This window comes from Acidovorax sp. LjRoot118, assembly GCF_964253575.1.
Taxonomy (GTDB): Bacteria; Pseudomonadota; Gammaproteobacteria; order Burkholderiales; family Burkholderiaceae_C; genus Acidovorax.
Genome location: NZ_CAXURB020000001.1, coordinates 2,765,121 through 2,784,022, shown reverse-complemented (window position 1 = coordinate 2,784,022; position 18,902 = coordinate 2,765,121). Strand labels below are relative to the sequence as shown.

Sequence of the window (18,902 nt, the reverse complement as noted above, 5' to 3'; positions counted from 1 at the left end):
CACAATTGGCGTACATTGCCAGCATGGGCTGCGTCCGCAGGTGGACTGACATGCCAACCATGTACCCCATCGTTGCTGCTGCCATGGACCCGCTTCTCGCCCGACTTTCCGACTCCGTCGTCCAGGCCAAGACGCTGGAAGAACTGACCCGCCCGCTGCTGGAGATGCTGGAGAAGGTCACGCGGCTGGAATCCACCTACCTGACCACCATCGACTTCCAGCGCGCGCTGCAGCACGTGCTGTACTCACGCAATACGCGCAAGATGGAGATTCCCGAGGGCCTGACCGTGCCCTGGGGCGACACCCTGTGCTACCGTGCCCTCAAGGAAGGCCGCATGTTCACGGCCGACGTGCAGGGCTGCTGGGGCGACTCGGAGGCTGCGGCCGCCCTGGGCATCCAGACCTATGTGAGCATGCCGGTGCGGCTGTCCGACGGCGCGGTCTATGGCACGCTGTGCGCAGCCAGTGCCGAGCGCACCGAACTCACTCCCGAGACCGAGAAAATCCTGCAGCTGTTCGCCGGCCTCATTGCCCAGCAGGTCGAGCGCGAGCAACTGCTGGAGGAGCTGCAGCGCAAGAACGAATTGCTGTCCACCATGGCCTTGCTGGACCCCCTCACCGGCGTGCCCAACCGCCGCGCCCTGTTCGAAGAGCTGGAGCGGCTGCATGCGCGCTCACGGCGCTCGGGCAGCATGGTGATGGTGGCTTTTCTCGACCTCGACGGCTTCAAGCAGGTCAACGACAGCCACGGCCACGAAGCGGGCGACGCCTTGCTGTGCGCCATTGCCAACCAGTTGCGCGCTGCCATGCGCGAAAGCGACTTCCTGAGCCGGTTCGGCGGGGATGAGTTCGTCTTCGTCGGCCCGGGCCCGCAGCGCGAGCAAGACGCCGACGAAGCCATCCACAGCCTGCGCCAGCGCCTGCAGCAGGCCACGGTGTGCCGCATTCCATTGGCCGGCCAACGCATCCTGGAGTACCCGGGGGCCAGTGTGGGCGTGGTCTGCTCCGACCCCGGGCTGAATACGGCCGACGCGGCCATCCGCCATGCGGACGAGGCCATGTACCAGGCCAAGCACGAGCGCCGCAGCGCGCTGCAGCACTGAGGCCTGGCGCCCCGACTCAGCGGTCGTCCGCCGCGCAGTCTGCCGCTGGACGCACATTGGTCATGCACTGCGCAAACGTGCGCGCCTTGGCCCACATCGCTGCATTGACCTCATGGCCGGCGCCTGGTGCGACGTAGGTGTAGAACGCAGCGGGCTTCCTGGCCCCGTCGGGGATGGCCGTCAGGATGCGGGCCCGGGCGCCCGAGGCCCCGTAGCCCGAGCTGCCCAGACCGACCGGCGGGAACAGCTGGTCGGCGCTGCCCGAGACTGCTGCGACGCGGATGGCGGCACCGTTGACCCGGAAATCGTTGGGCTGCTCGTAGGTCGTGCCGGTGGCATTGCAGTCGTAGTCGCAGCCCCCGGCCAGCGCGATGGCGCCCTGCAGCCGGTGCTTGGTGGCCACCGTGAAAATCAGGTTGCTTGAGAACGAGGTGCCGGCCACGACGATGCGGCTGGTGTCGATGGGCAGGTTGCGCTCGGCGACGGCGGCCTTGATCGCCGCCAGGCCCAGCCCGAAGTCGGAGCTTGCGATGTCGAAGGTCTCGTTCACGTTGGTGCGGGCAATCAGCGGGCTGCTCCAGTTGTCGCAGCCCCGATACTCGAAGGTGGCGGCGGCCATGCCCGCAGCGCTGAACTGCTCCAGCCCGGCCGGGTCCTGCGGCACGGGCGCCGGCGGATTGCCATTGGGTGCCCAGCCCGCCAGACTGATCACCAGCGGCACCTTGGCCTGGGCCGTGGCACCGGCCGGGATCTTGAGGGTAATGGCCGCCTGGGGCAGGTTCGAGCAGGTGGCGACGACCCGGCCTTGCGCGTTGTACCAGTACTGGGTGTTCGGTTGGGGCGCATAGGCCAGCTGGAGGGTCTGGGCTGCGCCCCCACCACCACCTCCCAGGTTGCCGGCCGGGGGAGTAGCTGCTTCCAGGCCGAACCGCCCGTCTGCGCCGTAGCGCAGCACCACGTTGGTATATACATCGGCTCCCACTGTCAGGCTGGGGATGCGCAACGCGCCATCGTTCAGGTTGAGGGTTGCCTGCGCGCTTGCGAGCGGGCTGTGGGCCGCGATCGCCGCGGTGATGGCCAGGAGGCAGAAATGCTTCATCGGACTACTCCAGTTGGAAGGGCAGGAAGGGCTGGGGATGCTTGGGTGCCTGCCGCAGCTCACGCACTTGACTCCTGGAATGCCGGCTTGGCGTTGGATTGATGATTCCAGGTGCGCCAAGGTTAGGTCTGAAGGGCCCGGGGAACAAGCCTTCGGCCGCGCTGGAGTGTTAACTACTTCTCGATCCGGGGGCGCAAATTCAGGCTTTCGGGCCTGGGGCAGGCGCGTCCCCTGCCATTGCCCGCTCGCGCACAGCTCGCGGATCACCTCGCCATCAGCCGGCAGATCGCGCGCTTGGCGCCCTGTGCGCTGTTTTGTTGTCCTGCGCTGTGGCGAAGATCTTGCCTTTGTTCTGCAGCGCTACGGAATCGTGGTGCTGCTCTTCGGTCACTTCGGGGAAGGGCATGGCCCGTTGGCAGATGGTTGACAGCCTCATGCGCGTTGTCTCCGGTTGCCGATCTGGGGCGGTTGCATGCGGGCCGGGCAAGGCCGCACAGCCAAGAAAAAACCCCAAGCAGCGTGAGCCACTTGGGGTTGTATCTTTGGCGGAGAGGGCGGGATTCGAACCCGCGGTGGGGATTAGCCCACACACGCTTTCCAGGCGTGCGACTTAAACCGCTCATCCACCTCTCCGAAGCCTTCGATTATAGCCACAGGTTTGGGCTGCTTTTGGAAGTTGGGGCGGAGCGGAGCAAAAAAACGCTCCGCTGCCTTCTCGCTCCCGTCATCCGGAGCGTGGTGTCACACGGTTCTTTGCGTTGTCTGCACCATCTTCATCGCCGAGCCAATCAGGGCCGAGACCTCGGTCATGTTGCTGGGCACGATGAGGGTGGTGGTGGCATCGGCGGCCACCTTGCCGTAAGCCTCCACGGCCTTTTCGGCGACCTTGAGCTGCACGGCCTGTTCGCCGCCGGGCTGGCGGATGGCGGCGGCCACGCGCTCGATGGCCTGGGCCGTGGCTTCGGCCACGGCCATGATGGCTGCGGCCTCGCCCTGGGCGTTGTTGATCTGGGCCTGCTTTTCACCTTCGGAGCGGGCGATGAAGGCCTCGCGCTCGCCAGTGGCGATGTTGATCTGCTCCTGGCGCCGGCCCTCGGAGGCGGCGATCAGGGCGCGCTTTTCACGCTCGGCAGTGATCTGCGCCTGCATGGAGCGCAGGATTTCGGCCGGAGGCGTCAGGTCCTTGATTTCATAGCGCAGCACCTTCACGCCCCAGTTCAGGGCCGCCTCGTCGATGGCCTGGACCACCTGGGCGTTGATGATGTCGCGCTCTTCGAAGGTTTTGTCCAGTTCGAGCTTGCCGATCACCGAGCGCAGCGAGGTCTGGGCCAGTTGCGTCACGGCCATGATGTAGTTGGACGAGCCGTAGCTGGCGCGCATCGGGTCGGTCACCTGGAAGTACAGGATGCCGTCCACCTGAAGCTGCGTGTTGTCGCGCGTGATGCAGACCTGGCTGGGCACGTCGAGCGGGATTTCCTTGAGGCTGTGCTTGTAGGCGACCTTGTCGATGAACGGGATGATCAGCTTGAGGCCGGGGGCCAGCGTGCTGTGGTACTTGCCCAGGCGCTCCACCACCCAGGCGTTCTGCTGCGGCACCTGCTTGAAGCTGCGGATGATGAAGACCGCCACGATGACGATGATGACGAGTGCGATGTAGGTTTTGTCCATGGACGACTTTCAGTGTTCTTGAACGTTGGGAGTTACATGGGGTCGACCAGCAGGCGGTTGCCCACCAGTTCGGCGACCCGGTGCATGCCGGTGGAAGGGGTGACGCCCGGGCGGTGGATGGCCGTCCACATGGCGCCCCGGTACTTCACGGTGGTGGTGCCGTCGGGGTTCCAGCCCTCGATGAGGATGGTTTCACCCACGTCCATGTTCACGCTGCGGTCTGCGCGCGGTGATGGGTCGCCCGGGCGCTTGCGCCGGGCAAAGTGCCAGGCCACCACGGCCCCGCCGCCCACCAGGGCCGCAACGATGATCTGCAAGGCCGAAGACAGGCCCATGTGCGCGGCCAAGGCCGCAGCAACCAGGCCCACGGCCATCATGAGCAGGTAAAACGTGCCCGTGAGCATTTCTGCCACCACCACGATCCCTGCCGCCAGCCACCAGATGGTGGATTCCTCCATGTGTACCTCCTCCTGTGTTGTGTGTTCTTCCGATTCTGAACAGCCTGTGTGTCTGTTCTTAATCCACCACATTCTGGGTCAAAAGAACCCCAGGTCAAAGGCCTGACTTCGTTATTCCTTACACTTCGCGCCTATTTCGTTTTTTGGCCGGCAGGGCACGGTTTCACGGAGGCTGCGCATGAAGTTTCGTTTTCCCATCATCATCATCGATGAGGACTATCGTTCCGAGAACACCTCGGGTCTGGGCATCCGCGCCCTGGCGCAAGCCATCGAAGCCGAGGGCTTCGAGGTGGTGGGGGTCACCAGCTATGGCGACCTGTCGCAGTTCGCGCAGCAGCAAAGCCGCGCCAGTGCGTTCATCCTGTCCATCGACGACGAGGAGTTCACCGTGGGCGAGGGGCTCGACCCCATCGTGCTGAGCCTGCGCAGCTTCATCGGTGAAGTGCGCCGCAAGAACACCGAAGTGCCGATCTACGTGCACGGCGAGACCAAGACCAGCCGCCACCTGCCCAACGACATCCTGCGCGAGCTGCACGGCTTCATCCACATGTTCGAGGACACCCCCGAATTCGTGGCGCGCCACATCATCCGCGAGGCCAAGAGCTACCTGGAGGGCGTGCAGCCGCCGTTCTTCAAGGCGCTGCTCGACTACGCGGAAGACGGCTCGTACAGCTGGCACTGCCCCGGCCATTCGGGCGGCGTGGCCTTCCTGAAAAGCCCGGTGGGCCAGATGTACCACCAGTTCTATGGCGAGAACATGCTGCGCGCCGACGTGTGCAATGCGGTGGAAGAGCTCGGCCAGCTGCTGGACCACAACGGCGCCATCGGCGAGAGCGAGCGCAATGCCGCGCGCATCTTCAATGCCGACCACTGCTTCTTCGTGACCAACGGCACCAGCACCTCCAACAAGATGGTGTGGCACCACACGGTGGCGCCGGGCGACGTGGTGGTGGTGGACCGCAACTGCCACAAGTCCATCCTGCACAGCATCATCATGACCGGGGCCATCCCCGTGTTCATGAAGCCCACGCGCAACCACTTCGGCATCATCGGGCCCATTCCCCAAAGCGAGTTCGAGCCGGCGGCCATTCAGGCCAAGATCAAGGCCAACCCCTTGCTCAAGGGCGTGGACGCTGCCAAGGTCAAGCCGCGCGTGCTTACGCTCACGCAGTCCACCTACGACGGCGTGCTCTACAACACCGAGACCATCAAGGGCATGCTCGACGGCTACGTGGAGAACCTGCACTTCGACGAGGCCTGGCTGCCGCACGCGGCCTTCCACCCGTTCTATGGCACCTACCACGCCATGGGCAAGAAGCGCACGCGCCCCAAGCACTCGGTGACCTATGCCACGCAGTCCATCCACAAGCTGCTGGCCGGCATCAGCCAGGCCAGCCACGTGCTGGTGCAGGACTCGCAGACCACCAAGCTGGACCGCCACCTCTTCAACGAGGCCTACCTGATGCACACCAGCACCAGCCCGCAGTACAGCATCATCGCCAGCTGCGACGTGGCGGCCGCCATGATGGAGCCGCCCGGCGGCACCGCGCTGGTGGAAGAGAGCATTCTGGAGGCGCTCGATTTCCGCCGCGCGATGCGCCAGATCGAAAACGATTTCGGCAAGAAGGACTGGTGGTTCAAGGTCTGGGGCCCCGACAAGCTCGTGGAAGAGGGCATGGGCCGTGCGGAAGACTGGATCATCCGCAGCGACAGCAAGAGCAAGAAGGCCGGCGCCAAGTGGCACGGCTTTGGCCAGCTGGCCGACGGCTTCAACATGCTGGACCCGATCAAGTCGACCATCGTCACGCCGGGCCTGAACCTGGACGGCAAGTTCGACAAGACCGGCATCCCCGCGTCCATCGTCACCAAGTACCTGGCCGAGCACGGCGTGGTGGTCGAGAAGACGGGCCTGTACAGCTTCTTCGTGATGTTCACCATCGGCATCACCAAGGGCCGCTGGAACACGCTGCTCACCGCGCTGCAGCAGTTCAAGGACGACTACGAGAAGAACCAGCCCATGTGGCGCATCCTTCCCGAGTTCTGCCAGCAGCACAAGCGCTACGAGCGCATGGGCCTGCAGGACCTGTGCCAGCACGTGCACGAGATGTACGCCAAGTACGACATCGCGCGCCTGACGACCGAGATGTACCTGTCGGACCTCACGCCCGCCATGAAGCCATCGGATGCGTACGCGCACATCGCGCACCGCAAGACCGAGCGCGTGGAGATCGACCAGCTCGAAGGCCGCATCACCGTGGGCCTGGTCACGCCATACCCACCGGGCATCCCGCTGTTGATCCCCGGCGAAGTGTTCAACAAGAAGATCGTGGACTACCTCAAGTTCGCCCGCGAATTCGCCAAGCTGTGCCCGGGCTTCGAGACCGACATCCACGGCCTGGTGGAGGTTGAGGACGAGGGCGGACACGTGCGCTACTACGCCGACTGTGTGGCCGAGGAAGTGCCAGCCAAGCCCGCCAAGAAGAACCCCAAGCCGCTGGCGACGGACAAGAACCTGGTGCAGGTGGGATCGGACGGGCCCTTCGGCCGCACCATCTAGCCGCGAATCGCAAGGTTCGGCAAAGCCCGGACCCTGCAGATCGATCGCCCCCGGCCAGCGCTGGGGGCGATTTTTTTTGGCCTTTTTTTCTGCGGTTGCATCCGATGCGTGGCGGGCGCCGTATTGATTGACAGCCGCGTGGCATTTCTCATGCGGTCAAAGACAACCAGTCAGTCCATCAATCGACTTCAGGAGATTTTCATGACCATCCGTTTCAATGCCCGCCTCGCGTCCATCGGTATCGCCGCAGCTCTGGCTGCCGCAGCCATCCCCTCCATGGCTGCCGATGTGATGGTGGGCGGCGCCCCCATGATGGCCAGCAAGGACATCATCGACAACGCCGTGAACTCCAAGGACCACACCACGCTGGTGGCAGCAGTCAAGGCTGCCGGCCTGGTCGATACCCTGAAGGGCCCAGGCCCGTTCACCGTGTTCGCACCCACCAACGCCGCGTTTGCAGCCTTGCCTGCCGGCACGGTAGACACGCTGCTCAAGCCCGAGAACAAGGCCACGCTGACCACCGTGCTGACCTACCATGTGGTGGCGGGCAAGTGGGATGCGGCGGCCTTGTCGAAGATGATTGCCGATGGCAAGGGCATGGCCAGCATCAAGACTGTGGCTGGGGGCACGCTCACGGCCAAGGCCAGTGGCAAGACCATTTCGCTGACCGACGAAAAGGGTGGTATGGCGAATGTGACGATTGCGGATGTGTACCAGTCCAATGGGGTGATTCACGTGGTGGACAAGGTTCTGCTGCCTAAGTGATGATGGGTTTTGGGTTCTGAAGAGTGGCCGCTGATCGCGGCCATTTTTTCGTGCCAGATGGTGTGCTGCGCGAGCTGTGTGCCTGTGCTGAGGGCGGAAGCCGGGATATGCGCCCGGCGGCGCACCCACCTTCTTTTGCGTCGCCAAAAGAAGGTGGGCCAAGAAAAGGCGACCCCCAGTCTGCGTCCCCGTTCGCCCTGTCGGGCGAACGGGGCAGCCTGCGATGCTCGGAGCTGGGGTGGTGCGATGAACTCGCTGCGTTCTCCGAACTCCGCTCAGACAGCATCGGCAAGCTAGACCACGAAGCGTGTGTGTCCTTCGGCACACACGCCCACCCCAGCTCCTGCGCTTCTCGGCGCAGCCAGAAGGGGTGGGGAGCGGGGACAAACACGGCTGCTGCTGCGCAGCTACGCCGGGTGTCGGTTCGCGCTGTGCGCTGCCGACGGTGCGGGCGCAGCCGCCCTGTCCAGGCCAAGCGCAGCGAGGCAGTTGGGGCCGAGCGAAGCAATGGCCCGAGTGGAGCCCGCTCCCACCCCCTTCTGACCGTGCCGAGAAGCGCAGGGCCTGGGGTGAGCGCGTGCCGAAGGACACGCGCCTCGTCATCTGACTCGCCGAAGCTGTTTGACCGGAGCTGCCTCGCAGAGGCAGCGCAGGGAGTTCTTCGGCGTCACCCCAGGACCGAGCATCGCAGGCTGCCCCCTCGCCCACTGGGCGAGGGGGACACGGGCAGCGGGGTCGTCTTTTCTTGGCCTACCTTCTTTTGACGAAGCAAAAGAAGGTAGGTGCGCCGCCGGGCGCACACCCCGGCTCCCGCCCTCGATCAAGGCATGCAGCAACCACCATCCACCAAACCATCAAACCTTCGCCGGCGGAATCCGATAGTGGTATTGATACACCTCGGCAAACCCCAACCCCGCATACAAGCTCCGAGCCCCCCCATTGACCGCCCGCACCTGCAGATAAGCCGACCCCGCCCCAACATCACGCCCCCACTGCAGCAGCGCGCGCACCAGGGAACTGCCATGCCCCCGCCCGCGCAGGGAAGGATCCACCACGATGTCATACAGCCCGATGGCCCCCCGTTCGAGCACCGCCAGCCCGAAGCCGATGGTTCGACCTGCGCCGTCATGCAGGGTGGCAAAGGCGCAGGGCAGGGCGATCGCATGCACCATGGCATGGTGGACCGCGTGGTTCTGCGCCTGCACACCATTGGCTGCGGCAAAGCCATCCAGCCACGCGGCCGTGGAAGTGCTTTCGATCTGCACGCACGCATGGGCCTGCGCCGCATCCAACCCGGCGGTTGCCATGACCAAAGAAGGATCGAAGTACGTGTAGCCTGCATCGGCCAGTTCCTGGTCCGCTGCGGCAGGCGCCAATGGCGATATGCGGAACACTGGCGGCAGGCCATGGCGTGCGTACAGCGCCTCGGCTGCGGCGCGCACGCCGCTGAAGGATGCGTTCGATGCAAGCGCGTTCACCGAATTGGCGCGCTTGGTGAAGCCGCCCGACAGGCGGAACACCCAGCCGCCATGCAGCACGCTCTGGCGCGCGGGCCAGGCATTGAAGGCGCGCTCTTCGAGGGCGCGGATGGTCTCGGGGTCGACCGGCGTGGACTGGGCCGCGATGGCCATGGGCATTGCAAGGGACATGCCCATTTATACCAACCGCAGGCGACCGCGCTATGACCCGAGCCGGATGCCGACGATGCCCGCAAACACCAGCCCCGCCGCCACGATGCGCCCCGGCCCCACCCGCTCCTTGAGCAGCCAGGCCGAGACCAGCGCCACCAGCAGCACGCTGGTTTCGCGCAGGGCAGACACCTGGCCCATGGGCGCGCGCGCCAGGGCCCACACGGCGGTCCAGTAGGCGCCCATCTGCATGGTTCCGGCGGCTGCGCACAGCCAGAGGGCACGGCGGTCCACCGCGAAGGCGCGCCGCCCCTTCCACCCCAGCACGATGAGTGCGGTGGCGATGCCGTCACCCAGCGTGATGAGGACGGCGAAACCAATGGCCGAGCCGGACCGCCGGGCGCCAAGCGCATCCACCACGGTGTAGGCCGCGATGAGCGCGCCGGTGAGCAGCGCGTAGCCGACTGCCTTGCGGCTGCTGCTGTTGCCGTTGCCCGCAGAGGCCTTGAGCAGCGCCAGCGACAGCACCCCGGCGCACAGGCACAGCACGCCTGCCAAGGCGCCAGGTCCGGGCGACTCGCCAGCGAACAGTGCCCCTCCAAGCATCACCATCACCGGTGCAGAGCCGCGCGCGATGGGGTAGACCTGTCCCAGGTCGCCATGGTTGTAGGCCAGGGGCAGCGCGAAGTGGTAGGCGGTATGGATGGCGATGGACGCGCCCAGCAGCAGCCAGCTCTCGGGCCCGGGCCAGGCCACCCAGGGCAGCACCAGCAGCGACAGCGCGCTGCCGATGAGCGTGGTGATGGCCATGGCGGTGATGCGGTCGCCGCCGATCTTGATGGCGCTGTTCCAGCCGGCATTGAGGGCTGCGGACAGCAGCACGATGAGAAAAACGTCGTTGGTGAGCATCGGGGCATGGTGCTTTTGCCCCAAACATCTGTAAAGTTGAATTCAATGACTGCTGAATTCAGGATTTCTGATGCGTAACCTCAACCTCGACCAGGTGCAGACCCTGATCGCGATTGCCGACCTGGGCACCCTGGCCGCCGCAGCGCAGGCGCTGCACCTGGCACCGCCCACGGTGAGCCTGCACATCAGCGAGCTGGAGTCGCGCCTGGGTGCCACGCTGGTGGTGCGCGGGCGCCGGCAGGCCAGCCTCACCCCTGCGGGCGAGGCCCTGGTGGCCGGAGGGCGCCGCCTGCTGGCCGGTGCCGATGAGGTGGTGGAGCAGGTGCGCCGCCGCGCCCAGGGGCTCGAAGGGCTGGTGCGGCTGGGCACCACGGCGGGCGTCAGCGCGCACCTGCTGCCGCGCCTGCTCGACGTGCTGGCGCGCCAGAGCCCGGGGGTGGATGTGGCGCTGGACGTGCTCGGTTCCTCCGAGGCCATGGCCCGCCTGGCGGCCGGCACGCTGGACCTGGCCATCGTCGCCCTGCCGCAGGCCACCACCGGCCAGGTGCAGGTGGTCCATTGGCGCAGCGACCCCATGGTGGCGCTGCTGCCGCCGGGCTGGGAGGCGCCCGAGCGCATCAGCGCCGAATGGCTGGCCTCCCACCGCTGGATGTCGTTCGGCCCGGCCACGCAGATGTACCGCCTGATCGCGGCCTGGTTCGCACAGGCCGGGCTCAGCCCGCGGCCGCGCCTGGAGCTGAACCACCCGCTGGCCCTGCGCAGCCTGGTGGCAGCGGGGCAGGGTGCCGCCGTGCTGCCGCTGGAGCAGGCCGAAGTGACCGGGAGCGACCCCGACAACGCGGGCCTGCAGGTGTGCCCCCTGCATCCACCGCTGCTGCGGCAACTGGGGCTGGCGCGGCGCAAGAGCCAGGAGCACGACGTGGCCATCCAGGCCGTGCAGCAGGCGCTGGAGTCCTTTGCCTCGCCTGGGCCCTTACGGGCTTGAGGGCTAGAGGTGGCGGTAGAAATAGGTCGTGCTGCACAGCGCGCCATCGGGCATCAGCGCGTAGTCGGGCACCACGCCCACGCGCTGCCAGCCCGCGCGCTCATACAGGCGCTCGGCATCGCCGCCGGTCACGGTGTCCAGCACCAGCACGCGCTTGCCTGCGCTGCGCGCCGCGTCGTCCACGGCGGCCATCAGGCGCTGGGCCACGCCCCGGCGGCGGGCCTTGCGGTGCACCAGCATCTTGGCCACGTCGGCGCGGTGGGGCTGGTTGTCGGGCATGGCGGTGATGAGCTGCACGGTGCCCACGATGCCCTCTACCGCATCCTCGGCCACCAGCAGCACGCGCTCATTGCGCGCCACACCGTCGGCCACGCCGCGCCAGAAGGCCAGGGCCTTGTCGCGGGGCAGCGGATCCATGAAGCTCACCGACGCGCCGCCCTGCACGCAGTCGATCAGCACCTCGGCCAGGGCTTCGGCGCTGGCGGCGGCCTCGTTGGCGCCCAGGCGGCGCACGGTGATGGGGGTGTCGGTGGTGGCATTCATGGGGTTCTCCGGGTGGGGGCGGGTGAGGGGAAGGGCAGGGTGGCGAGCGCCACCAGGTAGCGTGCGTCGTGGCGGCTCGGGTTGTGGAACACGATGGGCTGGTTCAGGCGCATGGCCAGGCAGTCGCCCGCCTGCAGATGCCAGGTGGTCTCGCCCACGCTGAGGTCCATGGCGCCTTCGATCAGCCAGACCTGCTGGTGGATGTCGGTCTCGTGCACGGCCGAATCCAGCGCCACGCGCCGGCCCGCAGGGAACACCACCTCCACCAGTTGCAGCGGCGAGGGTGCCGGCGGCGAGAGCCGGCGCCGCACATAGCCCGAGGCCGGGTCCTGCCATACCGGCTGGTCGTCGGCGCGGATCATGGGGGAGGGCGGTGCCGAGCTCGGGATGCCATCATCGAAGAATGAGGCCAGCGCCACGCCCAGGCCGATGGCCAGCTTGTCGAGCACGGCGGCCGTGGGGCTGCTCTGCCCGCGCTCGATCAGCGAGATGTTGGAGCGGCTCACGCCGCTGCGCTCGGCCAGCGCTTCGAGGGAGTAGCCGCGTGCGTCGCGCAGTTCGCGCAAACGCTGGGCAATGCGGGTGTGGATGTCCATGATTCCAGTTTAATGGATTTTTATTCCATTATGGTGGAATGGTGTGTGCACATCCCATGACCTCGTTGAGCGGCGATACTTGGCAGCAAGAACATCCAGGATTGAAGGAGACACCGTGACGACGACGCTGCCATTCCAACCGCTCGATGCCGACCTGCTGGCCCGTGCTTTGCCCTTGCTCGACGAAGAATGGCTGGCCCGCGACGCCGACCTGGCCCCGGTGCTGCCCACCGTACTCGCGCGCAATGTGGGGCAGGACTGGCACAAGGCCGGCACCTTCCGCCACCACCTGGTGGGCGTGGCGCGTTCGCTGGCCATGTGGCAGCAGCCGCGCGACGTGCGCCTCCTGGGCCTGCTGCACAGCGTGTACGGCAATGCCTTCGTGGACCTGGTGAAGTTCGACCCCGCCAAGGAGCGCGCCCGCGTGCGCGAGATCGCCGGCGAATCGGCCGAGCACCTGGTTTACCTGTTCTGCACCCAGTCGCGCACGCAGTTCGTGCAGCGCGTGCTGGCCGGTGCGCTGGAGGCCGATGGCAGCCTGGTGCTGGAGAAGGATGGCACGCCCCACGTGCTCACCCCCTATGAGGTGGCGGCCTTCATCATCGTGAGCATGGCCGACACCATCGAGCAGTGGTTCAGCTGGCAGGACGACATCTACTCGCGCTTTCCCGCCGTGCAGCAGCGCCCGCAGGCCGTGCACTGGGCGGCATCGCTCTGGCCCGGCCCCATGCGGCCCAGCGGGCGCATGGTGAGCCAGATCAATGCGCTGGGGCTGGCGCTGCAGCACCCGGGCCTGAAGGGCCTGCTGCCCACGCCGCCCGTATTCAACGACTGTACCGCCGCACTGTCGGCGACCGATGAGGCGGCCGCCACCTCGCTGTACTGGTCGGTGATCCAGCAGGACCAGCCGCTGGCCGACCTGGACGTGGCCACCGCCGTGCTCGAGAGCGCGGTGCGCCACAACCCCTGGGTGGGCGAGCCGCAGATGGTGCTGGCCCAGCTCTACCTGTCCGCCGGCCGCAATGCAGACGCTGCGGCGGCTGCCGCCAGCGCGCTGCAGCAGTTCAGTGCCTGGGGCAACTCCTGGGACAAGCGCGTGCAGTGGGATGCCTGGGTGGCATGGACGCGCATCCTGCAGCAATCGGCCACCGAGGGCACCTGGCCCGAGCGGCTGGACAAGCTCAACAACGTAGCGCTGAGGCGTTGAGGGGCTGGGCGGTTGACGCTTGCTGACGTCCTTATATTAATTAAACCTAAGGTAATTAAAAGTTATTCTTTTGAGTTTTAAAGGGCAAACCCTATAGTGGAAACATCTCATAACGAAAGGTGTTTTCCGTGAACAAGCGCTCCCTCCTGCAGTCCGCTCTCGCCCTGGCCCTCGCCACTGGTTTTGCCACGGGCGCCATGGCGCAGGACAAGCCCCTGAAGATCGGCGTGACGGGCGGCCCGCACGCGCAAATCTTCGAGGTGGTCAAGAAGGTCGCCGAGAAGGACGGCCTGAAGATCCAGGTCGTCGAGTTCAGCGACTACGTGCAGCCCAACGCGGCCCTGGCCTCCGGCGACCTCGACGCCAACAGCTACCAGCACAAGCCCTACCTGGACAACCAAGTCAAGGACCGTGGCTACAAGATCGTGCCCGTGGGCTACACCGTCAACTTCCCGATCGGCCTGTACTCCAAGAAGGTCAAGAAGCTCGAAGACCTGAAAGAGGGCGCCAAGTTCGGCATCCCCAACGACCCGACCAACGGCGGCCGCGTGCTGCTGGTGCTGCAGGACAAGGGCCTGATCAAGCTGCGTGAAGGCTCCGACCTCAAGGCCACGCCGCTGGACGTGGTGAGCAACCCCAAGAAGATCAAGTTCGTGGAACTCGATGCCGCCCAACTGCCCCGCTCGCTCGACGACCTGGACGCCTCGGCCATCAACACCAACTTTGCTCTCTCGGCCGGCCTGAACCCGGGCAAGGATGCGATTGCGCAAGAAAACGCCAAGAGCCCTTATGTCAACCTGATCGCCGTGCGCGAAGCCGACAAGGACAAGCCCTGGGTCGCCAAGCTGGTGAAGGCCTACCACTCGGAGGAGGTGCGCAAGTTCATCCAGACCGAGTTCAAGGGATCGGTCCTGCCAGGCTTCTGAGCCTGGCAAGCGAAGGGGCGGCCAGGTGCCGCCCTTTTTCATTGGTGACCCCATCGCCGGGGCCGCCCGTTCATCCGCCTGCCGACACGAACCACAGAGACACTCCATGAACTTCCAGCAACTGCGGTCCGTGCGCGAGACCGTGCGCAGCGGCTTCAACCTGACCGAGGTGGCGAACATCCTCTACACCTCGCAGCCGGGCGTGAGCCGCCAGATCCGCGAGCTGGAGGAAGAGTTGGGCATCGAGATCTTCGTGCGCGCCGGCAAGCGGCTCACGGGCCTGACCCCTCCAGGCGAGGCAGTGCTGCCTATCGTGGAGCGCCTGCTGCACGACGCCGACAACCTGCGCCGCGCGGGGCAGGACTACAGCGCCAGCCATGAGGGGCGCCTGTCGATTGCGGCCACCCATTCACAGGCGCGCTATGCCTTGCCGCAGGTGGTGCGCGACTTTCGCGCCATGTTCCCGCAGGTCTCGCTGCACCTGCACCAGGGCTCGCCCAAACAGGTGGCCGAGATGCTGCTCAGCGGCGAGGCCGACATCGGCGTGGCCACCGAAGCCCTGGCACTCTACGATGCGCTGGTCACCCTGCCGTGCTACCGCTGGACGCACAGCATCGTCGTGCCGCCCGACCACCCGCTGCTGGCGTTGACCGAGCCCGTGACGCTGCAGCAGCTCACCGAGTACCCCATCATCACCTACGAGCTGGGCTACACCGGCCGCGCCCACATCGACGAGGCCTTTGCCCGCGAGGGCCTGCGCCCGGACATCGTGCTCTCGGCCATGGACGCCGACGTGATCAAGACCTATGTGGAGCTGGGCATGGGCGTGGGCATCGTGGCCTCCATTGCCGTGGACCCCGAGCGCGACCGCCAGCTGCGCATGCTCGACGCACGCCACCTGTTCGAGGTCAACGTCACCCGCCTGGCCGTGCGCAAGGGCACCTGGCTGCGCGGCTACGCCTACAGCTTCATCGAGACCTTTGCACCCACGCTGCAGCGCGAAGCGGTGGAGAAGGCGGTGCGCGCCACCGGCACGCCGCTGGAGTAGCCAATTCAGGAATTGATGCCGCGCTGTACGGTAGACAGCGCGCGCCGGTACTCTTCGCGCAGGCGGTAGATCTGCGCCGGCCGGTGCGCCCCACCGGTCTCCTGCTCGCCCGCGATGGGTTCGAGCATGTCCAGCTCGTCGATCTTGCGCCGAAAGCTCACCTTGTTGATGGGCTCGCCCAGCACCGCCTCGTACACCGCCTGCAAGCGCGGCAGGGTGATGCGCTCGCCGCACAGGTACACCGGCAGCGAGGAATACTGGCTCTTGGCGCGCACGCGCTCCACGGCCAGCGCCACGATGTCCTGGTGGTCGAAGGGCAGGGCGGGCAGCGCGGCCACCGGTGCCAGCGTGAGCCCTTCGCGGTCGGTGGGCAGCAGCTCGGCCGGCACCAGCGCGTAGTAGACGACGGAGACCGACCAGCCCCGGGGGTCGCGGTCGGCCCCTGAGTAGGTGGCCAGCTGTTCGAGGTACGGGCTCACGATGCCGGTCTTGTCGCGCAGCACGCGCGCCGCCGCATCCCAGGCCGTGCGGTCTTCCTGCGCGTGGATATAACCGCCCGGCAGGGCCAGTGCGCCGGCAAAAGGCGGGTTCTTGCGTTCCAGCAGCACGACGTGCAGGGCATCGTCCTTGAGCGCCATGAGGACCACGTCCACGGTGCAGATGACGGGCGGGAAAGTGGTTTCTGCAGAAGTTTTGGGCATGGCGTTTTCTGTGGCGGCTGGTTGACTTAGTATTTTAATGAAACTATCATAAGTTCATCAATGAAACTAAGTAGGAGGGCCTATGCCATCGGATTTCAACAATGACCTCGAAAGCCGCTACCGCGGTTGCCTCGTCGGCTTGGCCTGTGGCGATGCCTTGGGCACCACGCTGGAGTTCAGCCCGCGCGGCAGCTTCGAGCCCATCGCGGACATGGTGGGCGGCGGCCCATTCCGCCTGGCGCCGGGCCAGTGGACGGACGACACCTCCATGGCCATCTGCCTGGCGCAGAGCCTGTTGCACCGGGGTGGCTTCGACGCCGAAGACCAGATGCGCCGCTATGTGAACTGGTGGCGCTGGGGCTACCCCAGCCCGACCGGCACATGCTTCGACATCGGCATCACCGTGCGCGATGCCTTGTCGCGCTTCATGGCCAACGGCGAGCCGATGGCCGGCTCCACCGACCCCCAGACCGCCGGCAACGGCTCGCTGATGCGGCTGGCGCCCGTGGTGCTGCGCTATTTCCCTGGCATGCAGGCGGTTTTGCGCCAGGCGCGGCTCAGTTCGCAGACCACGCACGGCGCGGCCGAGGCGGTCGAGTGCTGCAGCGTGTTGGCCGAGGTGATTGCCAATGCCCTGGGGGCCGACGCCCGGCGCGGCGAGGCCGCGAGGATGGAGGTGTTGACCGTGGTGCAGGAGGGGCTGGCCTGTCCTGCGGTGCGCAGCATCGCGGCAGGCCAGTACCGGGACAAGCCGCGCGACGCCATCCGCGGCAGCGGCTACTGCGTGGCCTCGCTGGAGGCGGCCCTGTGGTGCTTTGCCACCACCGGATCGTTTGCCGATGCCGTGCTGGCCGCCGCCAACCTGGGCGACGATGCCGACACCACGGCCGCCATCACCGGGCAGGTGGCGGGCGCTTTCTACGGCATTGAGGGCATTCCCGCGCACTGGCGCGGCATGCTGTTCATGGGCGAGGAGATCGGCGACATGGCGGCAGGGCTGCTGCACAGGGACGGGCGGGCCGTGCCGGTCTAGGCCGCGTCCATCAGAGGCTTCCTGGCTCCCGGCGGGCCGCCGACACCCGCCAGGCCGGGATAAGCGGCCGTGCCCTCCCGCTTTTCGGCCCATCGTTCTGGCCGCTGCGGGGTACGCTAGGGCGTGTCATCCATCATTTCACCCCCGCGAAAGCCTGCAGCGCGGTGCAGTGCAAGGCGCCCTGAGTGCCGTGTAGCTCGGCTACACAAGCGAAGGGCAACGCCGCAATGAGCCGCGCTGCAGGCTTTCCCTTCGGGCTGGCCCCGGCATGCGGCGTCTGCTTTGTCGCTCGGCTTGCCAATAGCCCGCTATTGGCTGCGCCGCGCTTCGCGCATCCATCCGCATGCCGGGGTCAGCGCGGGGGCGAAATGATGGATGACACGCCCTAGACCTCGGTGGAAGCTGCGCCCGGCAACCAGGCACGAAACCTGATCAGAGCCAGCTACCGGCCGTTCACTGTTTCATTTTGTCCTTGTTCCCTGTCTATTCTTCCTGGATGTGTCCCATGCGGTATCTCGCTGTTTTTTTGCTGGCTGCGGTGGCTCCGTTTGCCCAGGCGGCCAACTTCGTCTCGCTGCACCAGTCGGCGCTCAGGATTGCGCTGCCTCCGGCGGCCGGCTCCTACAACTACAAATTCGATACCAAGGTCGGCTTCAAGCAGCAGTACGCACCGCAAGGTGCCACCGGCTGCGTGATCGGCTATGCCACGGGCGGCTGCGCGTTCCCGGGCGGCGGATCGCTTGCGCTGCCAGAGTTCACCGGCTACCAGCTGCAGTACAAGGAATTCAAGATCTTCATCCCCGCAGGAACGCGTTCATTCATGTTCTCGGGCTATGCGCCGCAGCGGACGCAGTCGGCTTTTGCTCTGCGCTACGGTTCGGCGCCGGTGCGCGAGGCGGCCCTGAGTGGGGCGGAGTACCAGAAAGCCCAGAGCGGTGAGCGCATCGACAGCGCGTTCTCGCGCCTGGTCAATGAGCGCAGCGCCGACCAGCTCGTGGTGCACGACGGTGGCGGTACCTTGCGCTTCGTGGGCGGCCAGCTCGATGGCAACCGGGGCAGCACCAGCGAAGGCAACTGGCTCTACGTGCGCCAGCTGAGCGGCGCCCCGCTGTACGACGTGCAGGGGGCCATCGACGTCGACATGGCCCAGTACGCAGCCGGCTATGCAAAGATCGTCTGGACCACCAGCACCTATCCCGATCCGGTGGATGCAGCGAGCCCGGGTGGTGCAGGGACGGGCACGGGCACGGTCACCCCGCCGGCCAATGCGACGACCTTGCCGGTCCCGTCCACGGTGGCCACCTCGGTGGCGTCCGCTGCCGGCCAGCCGCTGCGGCTGGACATCACGCTGGCGCAGGCGGCATCCGATGTGGCTGCCAACCCGAAGATCAGCGCCTGGGTGGCGGCGCTGGTTCCGGCCAACGGCCTGTCGTTCCCGGCGGATGCCTGGTTCTTCCGCCTGGCCAACGGCACCTGGACCAGCCAGGTACCGGCCGATGTGGAGGGCATCGCCTTCGCCAGCCAGGTGGCGAACGCCGCCAGCCTGAAGTTCACGCCCGCGCTGGACTTCACGGACGCCGAGCTGCGCGCGTTCAACGTGCAGGTCCACTTCGGCTACAAGACCAGCACTGGTGGCTTTGTGAGCAAGGGCAAGATCTGGCCGCAGTGATGACTGA

The 18,902-nt window shown here is 66.4% G+C and carries 18 protein-coding genes and 1 tRNA gene; 9 read left to right on the top strand and 10 right to left on the bottom strand.

Going from position 1 to position 18,902, the window contains the following annotated elements:
- The first annotated feature begins 83 nt into the window (after positions 1–83).
- Complete coding sequence (locus ACSQ9E_RS13025; RefSeq protein WP_436220214.1) at positions 84–1,103, top strand: sensor domain-containing diguanylate cyclase; 1,020 nt, start codon at positions 84–86, stop codon at positions 1,101–1,103.
- 16 nt (positions 1,104–1,119) lie between these two features.
- On the opposite strand, the gene ACSQ9E_RS13020 is transcribed toward ACSQ9E_RS13025, so the two are convergent.
- The 5 genes from ACSQ9E_RS13020 to ACSQ9E_RS13000 form a co-directional block, all read right to left on the bottom strand.
- Complete coding sequence (locus ACSQ9E_RS13020) at positions 1,120–2,202, bottom strand: hypothetical protein (protein ID WP_436218010.1); 1,083 nt, start codon at positions 2,200–2,202, stop codon at positions 1,120–1,122.
- Positions 2,203–2,476: 274 nt separating this feature from the next.
- Positions 2,477–2,638: a hypothetical protein gene (locus ACSQ9E_RS13015; RefSeq protein ID WP_436178307.1), complete on the bottom strand. Its 162-nt coding sequence runs from the start codon at positions 2,636–2,638 to the stop codon at positions 2,477–2,479.
- 107 nt (positions 2,639–2,745) lie between these two features.
- Positions 2,746–2,835: transfer RNA gene (locus ACSQ9E_RS13010), tRNA-Ser, on the bottom strand.
- A gap of 108 nt (positions 2,836–2,943) precedes the next feature.
- Positions 2,944–3,870 (bottom strand): SPFH domain-containing protein, encoded by a 927-nt coding sequence (locus ACSQ9E_RS13005; RefSeq protein ID WP_057202880.1) that lies wholly within the window; start codon positions 3,868–3,870, stop codon positions 2,944–2,946.
- A 32-nt stretch (positions 3,871–3,902) separates the two neighbouring features.
- The gene (locus ACSQ9E_RS13000; RefSeq protein WP_057202879.1) at positions 3,903–4,328 is read right to left on the bottom strand and encodes an NfeD family protein; all 426 of its coding nucleotides are present in this window, start codon (positions 4,326–4,328) and stop codon (positions 3,903–3,905) included.
- 178 nt (positions 4,329–4,506) lie between these two features.
- Between ACSQ9E_RS13000 and ACSQ9E_RS12995 the strand changes: the two genes are divergently transcribed.
- Positions 4,507–6,885, top strand: a complete 2,379-nt coding sequence (locus ACSQ9E_RS12995) for an Orn/Lys/Arg decarboxylase N-terminal domain-containing protein (protein ID WP_436218009.1) — start codon at positions 4,507–4,509, stop codon at positions 6,883–6,885.
- Between the two features lie 201 nt (positions 6,886–7,086).
- The gene (locus tag ACSQ9E_RS12990) at positions 7,087–7,650 is read left to right on the top strand and encodes a fasciclin domain-containing protein (protein ID WP_057267441.1); all 564 of its coding nucleotides are present in this window, start codon (positions 7,087–7,089) and stop codon (positions 7,648–7,650) included.
- Positions 7,651–8,504: 854 nt separating this feature from the next.
- Here ACSQ9E_RS12990 and ACSQ9E_RS12985 read toward each other — a convergent pair.
- The gene (locus ACSQ9E_RS12985; RefSeq protein ID WP_436218008.1) at positions 8,505–9,299 is read right to left on the bottom strand and encodes a GNAT family N-acetyltransferase; all 795 of its coding nucleotides are present in this window, start codon (positions 9,297–9,299) and stop codon (positions 8,505–8,507) included.
- Positions 9,300–9,329: 30 nt separating this feature from the next.
- Positions 9,330–10,187: an EamA family transporter gene (locus ACSQ9E_RS12980; protein ID WP_436218007.1), complete on the bottom strand. Its 858-nt coding sequence runs from the start codon at positions 10,185–10,187 to the stop codon at positions 9,330–9,332.
- 70 nt (positions 10,188–10,257) lie between these two features.
- Here ACSQ9E_RS12980 and ACSQ9E_RS12975 point away from each other — a divergent pair, with 70 nt between their 5' ends.
- Positions 10,258–11,172: a LysR family transcriptional regulator gene (locus ACSQ9E_RS12975; protein ID WP_057267438.1), complete on the top strand. Its 915-nt coding sequence runs from the start codon at positions 10,258–10,260 to the stop codon at positions 11,170–11,172.
- A gap of 3 nt (positions 11,173–11,175) precedes the next feature.
- Here the strand turns inward: ACSQ9E_RS12975 and ACSQ9E_RS12970 are convergent, their stop codons facing one another.
- Positions 11,176–11,715 carry a GNAT family N-acetyltransferase gene (locus ACSQ9E_RS12970; protein WP_057204218.1) on the bottom strand — a complete coding sequence of 180 codons (540 nt, stop codon included), beginning with the start codon at positions 11,713–11,715 and terminating at the stop codon, positions 11,176–11,178.
- The gene (locus tag ACSQ9E_RS12965; RefSeq protein WP_057204220.1) at positions 11,712–12,311 is read right to left on the bottom strand and encodes a helix-turn-helix domain-containing protein; all 600 of its coding nucleotides are present in this window, start codon (positions 12,309–12,311) and stop codon (positions 11,712–11,714) included. Before ACSQ9E_RS12965 ends, ACSQ9E_RS12970 begins: the two co-directional genes overlap by 4 nt.
- Positions 12,312–12,426: 115 nt before the next feature.
- Here ACSQ9E_RS12965 and ACSQ9E_RS12960 point away from each other — a divergent pair, with 115 nt between their 5' ends.
- From ACSQ9E_RS12960 to ACSQ9E_RS12950, 3 genes are all read left to right on the top strand, one after another.
- Positions 12,427–13,518: a DUF6817 domain-containing protein gene (locus ACSQ9E_RS12960; protein WP_436218006.1), complete on the top strand. Its 1,092-nt coding sequence runs from the start codon at positions 12,427–12,429 to the stop codon at positions 13,516–13,518.
- Positions 13,519–13,646: 128 nt separating this feature from the next.
- Positions 13,647–14,444 carry a MetQ/NlpA family ABC transporter substrate-binding protein gene (locus ACSQ9E_RS12955; RefSeq protein WP_007857251.1) on the top strand — a complete coding sequence of 266 codons (798 nt, stop codon included), beginning with the start codon at positions 13,647–13,649 and terminating at the stop codon, positions 14,442–14,444.
- Positions 14,445–14,550: 106 nt separating this feature from the next.
- Entirely contained in the window at positions 14,551–15,492 is a 942-nt protein-coding gene (locus ACSQ9E_RS12950; protein ID WP_057204223.1) for a CysB family HTH-type transcriptional regulator, read from the top strand.
- Between the two features lie 5 nt (positions 15,493–15,497).
- On the opposite strand, the gene ACSQ9E_RS12945 is transcribed toward ACSQ9E_RS12950, so the two are convergent.
- Positions 15,498–16,193 carry an NUDIX hydrolase gene (locus tag ACSQ9E_RS12945; protein ID WP_436218005.1) on the bottom strand — a complete coding sequence of 232 codons (696 nt, stop codon included), beginning with the start codon at positions 16,191–16,193 and terminating at the stop codon, positions 15,498–15,500.
- 82 nt (positions 16,194–16,275) lie between these two features.
- On the opposite strand from ACSQ9E_RS12945, the gene ACSQ9E_RS12940 reads away from it, so the two are divergent.
- Complete coding sequence (locus ACSQ9E_RS12940; protein WP_436218004.1) at positions 16,276–17,226, top strand: ADP-ribosylglycohydrolase family protein; 951 nt, start codon at positions 16,276–16,278, stop codon at positions 17,224–17,226.
- A gap of 505 nt (positions 17,227–17,731) precedes the next feature.
- A complete protein-coding gene (locus ACSQ9E_RS12935) occupies positions 17,732–18,895 on the top strand; it encodes a hypothetical protein (protein WP_436218003.1) in 1,164 nt (387 codons plus the stop codon).
- Positions 18,896–18,902: the final 7 nt, after the last annotated feature.

Coding starts and splice junctions, on each gene's coding strand:
- ACSQ9E_RS12980 (WP_436218007.1), bottom strand. CDS start 10,187: ATGCTCACCAACGACGTTTTTCTCATCGTGCTGCTGTCCGCAGCCCTC.
- ACSQ9E_RS13015 (WP_436178307.1), bottom strand. CDS start 2,638: ATGAGGCTGTCAACCATCTGCCAACGGGCCATGCCCTTCCCCGAAGTG.
- ACSQ9E_RS12970 (WP_057204218.1), bottom strand. CDS start 11,715: ATGAATGCCACCACCGACACCCCCATCACCGTGCGCCGCCTGGGCGCC.
- ACSQ9E_RS13025 (WP_436220214.1), top strand. CDS start 84: ATGGACCCGCTTCTCGCCCGACTTTCCGACTCCGTCGTCCAGGCCAAG.
- ACSQ9E_RS12990 (WP_057267441.1), top strand. CDS start 7,087: ATGACCATCCGTTTCAATGCCCGCCTCGCGTCCATCGGTATCGCCGCA.
- ACSQ9E_RS12975 (WP_057267438.1), top strand. CDS start 10,258: ATGCGTAACCTCAACCTCGACCAGGTGCAGACCCTGATCGCGATTGCC.
- ACSQ9E_RS13005 (WP_057202880.1), bottom strand. CDS start 3,870: ATGGACAAAACCTACATCGCACTCGTCATCATCGTCATCGTGGCGGTC.
- ACSQ9E_RS12940 (WP_436218004.1), top strand. CDS start 16,276: ATGCCATCGGATTTCAACAATGACCTCGAAAGCCGCTACCGCGGTTGC.
- ACSQ9E_RS12935 (WP_436218003.1), top strand. CDS start 17,732: ATGCGGTATCTCGCTGTTTTTTTGCTGGCTGCGGTGGCTCCGTTTGCC.
- ACSQ9E_RS12950 (WP_057204223.1), top strand. CDS start 14,551: ATGAACTTCCAGCAACTGCGGTCCGTGCGCGAGACCGTGCGCAGCGGC.
- ACSQ9E_RS12985 (WP_436218008.1), bottom strand. CDS start 9,299: ATGTCCCTTGCAATGCCCATGGCCATCGCGGCCCAGTCCACGCCGGTC.
- ACSQ9E_RS13020 (WP_436218010.1), bottom strand. CDS start 2,202: ATGAAGCATTTCTGCCTCCTGGCCATCACCGCGGCGATCGCGGCCCAC.
- ACSQ9E_RS12965 (WP_057204220.1), bottom strand. CDS start 12,311: ATGGACATCCACACCCGCATTGCCCAGCGTTTGCGCGAACTGCGCGAC.
- ACSQ9E_RS12995 (WP_436218009.1), top strand. CDS start 4,507: ATGAAGTTTCGTTTTCCCATCATCATCATCGATGAGGACTATCGTTCC.
- ACSQ9E_RS12945 (WP_436218005.1), bottom strand. CDS start 16,193: ATGCCCAAAACTTCTGCAGAAACCACTTTCCCGCCCGTCATCTGCACC.
- ACSQ9E_RS13000 (WP_057202879.1), bottom strand. CDS start 4,328: ATGGAGGAATCCACCATCTGGTGGCTGGCGGCAGGGATCGTGGTGGTG.